This window comes from Crenalkalicoccus roseus, assembly GCF_004761865.1.
GTDB classification, from domain to species: Bacteria; Pseudomonadota; Alphaproteobacteria; order Acetobacterales; family Acetobacteraceae; genus Crenalkalicoccus; species Crenalkalicoccus roseus.
Window position 1 is genome coordinate 1 of sequence record NZ_SJDM01000099.1, and the last position, 1,692, is coordinate 1,692.

Genomic DNA, 1,692 nt, shown 5'->3' on the forward strand with positions numbered 1-1,692 from the left:
GCGATGTCCACCACCTCCTGCGGCACCGGCGAGAGCGCGAGCGTCAGCCGCACGGCGCGCAGCTCGACCGTCTCCTCGACCTCGCCAACCGCGCCGATCGAGCCGACGCCCTCGAACACCTTCCCCGCCCAGTGCAGCTGGCCGAGCCCGGTCCAGGCGCGAAAGGGACCCGACGCGAAGTCGAGCTCGACCAGCACCACCGGTGCCGCGACCGGCGAGGTGGCGGAGGCGGCGGCGTGCGGCGACAGCCGCGGCGTGCCGTGCGTGTCGGACACTACAGGGCCTCCTCCAGGCGGATGGTGATCGCCGTGAAGCGCCCCGGCCGCGTCGGGTTGGCGGCCTCGTCGTCGGAGACCAGGCGCATGGCGACGGTTGGCTTGGTCAGCACCAGCGGCTGGTTGATCAGCAGCGCCTCGCGCAGCGGCGGCGCGATCGGGATCGTCGCCGTGCCCGCGCCGGAGGCGGCAACGGCCTCGGTCGCAATGTAGAGCCGTCCCGCCAGCCCGATCAGGTCGCCGGCGCCAACCGCCACACCATTCGGCCACCAGCCCTGGGTCTGGATCGCCAGCGCCCCGCGCGGTGCGCCGGCGGCCAGCGCCGGGTTGCCGGATCCGACCACGAAGCCGGTGCCATCGGTGAAGATGGTGTCGTCGGAATAGGAGAAGGGCCCGGTCGGCACGTCGCCCTGGCTACGCGGATCGCCGGTGCGGAACTCGCGCCGCCAGTCCCAGATGCGGACGGTGTTCACCGAGCCGGCCAGCGCCGCGAGCAGCCCTTCGAGGAGGCCGGCGCGCACGCGGTCGAGCGGGTCGAAGGTCGCCTGCGCCACTCAGCGGGCGCCCTCCCGCTGCAGCACCTGGGTGGCGCGGGTGACCGGCGAGACGAAGCGCGTGGTGTTGTGCTGCAGGTAGAAGGTCAGCCGCGTCGGGCGCAGCGCCTCGGGCCAGGCGTATTCGGTCATCCCCGCACCGTCTCGTAGGCGCTGCCGCCGCGGCGAATGGCATCCAGCGTCATGGCCGAGGCCTGGCGGGCGATCTGCCCGGCGAGCAGCCGCAGCCGCGCCTCGACGCCGGCGTCCGCCCCGCGCGCGTCGATGTTGATGGTCTGCTGGATGACCGGCCCGCCCGGCGCCATACCGTTCGGCAGCACGGTCCCGCCGCGGTCCGGCACGAACCACTCCGGCCCGCGCTCGCCGACGATGTAGGGCTGGCCGGTCGCGACCGGTCCGCCCTCCGCCCGGAACAGTCCACCGAGCCAGGAGCCGATGCCGTCGAACCAGCTGCCGGCGCCGAGGCTGGTGAGGCCGGCGGAGACGGCGTTTCCCAACGGCTTGGTGATGGTGCGGCGCGCGATGATGCGGGTGATGTCCTGCAGCAGGCCCTGCATGACCTTGGACAGCTTGTCGCCGCGCACGATCGCGTCCTCGAAGGCGGAGGAGAACGCGAAGCCGAGCTCTCGCGCGGCCTCGCGCGTGCCCTCGGTGCTGCGCTGCAGCCGGCGCTCGGCCTCCTCCAGATCCTCCAGCGCGCGCTGCGCCTCGCGCCCGATCGTCTCGTCCGGAATCGGCCGGCCGGCGCGCTCGGCGCGCTGCACTAGGTCGCCCAGCCGCTCCAGCCGGCGCACGTAGCGCTCATAGGCGGTCTCGTTGTCCTGGATCAGCCGCTCGCGCTCGCGCAGCAGGTCGTTCAGCTG

At 73.5% G+C, this 1,692-nt stretch carries 2 protein-coding genes and 2 pseudogenes; all 4 read right to left on the minus strand.

Going from position 1 to position 1,692, the window contains the following annotated elements:
* Positions 1–275 (minus strand): annotated as a pseudogene (locus ET526_RS21020) (hypothetical protein); the annotation flags it as partial.
* Entirely contained in the window at positions 275–829 is a 555-nt protein-coding gene (locus tag ET526_RS21025) for a hypothetical protein (protein ID WP_240048524.1), read from the minus strand. The gene ET526_RS21025 and the pseudogene ET526_RS21020, both read right to left, overlap by 1 nt.
* Positions 830–961 (minus strand): hypothetical protein, encoded by a 132-nt coding sequence (locus ET526_RS22495; RefSeq protein ID WP_275668661.1) that lies wholly within the window; start codon positions 959–961, stop codon positions 830–832.
* A pseudogene (locus ET526_RS21030) lies at positions 958–1,692 on the minus strand (tape measure protein); the annotation flags it as partial. The pseudogene ET526_RS21030 and the gene ET526_RS22495, both read right to left, overlap by 4 nt.